At 54.8% G+C, this 250-nt stretch carries 1 pseudogene; it reads right to left on the reverse strand.

From position 1 onward, the window contains the following. Positions 1-234 (reverse strand): annotated as a pseudogene (locus SB756_RS33250) (DNA polymerase III subunit gamma/tau); the annotation flags it as partial. Positions 235-250: the final 16 nt, after the last annotated feature.

Below are 250 nucleotides of genomic sequence, written 5' to 3' on the forward strand. Positions count from 1 at the left end.
GTTATCACACTGACCACAGGGGGTGGCAGTGATACCGGTTTCGCAGTTAAGGCCTTTGGCCAGCAGACGCGCAATAGTGGTTTTCCCTACTCCGCGGGTGCCGGAGAAGAGATAAGCATGATGGATGCGTCCCAGAGACAATCCATTCGCCAGCGCCGTCAGAACATGTTCCTGACCGACAACATCAGCAAAAGCCTGGGGACGCCATTTTCGCGCAAGTACCTGATAGCTCATGTGGAGTTCGACGAAG

Origin of the sequence: Pseudomonas sp. SIMBA_068, from assembly GCF_046534705.1 — a bacterium.
GTDB lineage: Bacteria > Pseudomonadota > Gammaproteobacteria > Pseudomonadales > Pseudomonadaceae > Aquipseudomonas > Aquipseudomonas putida.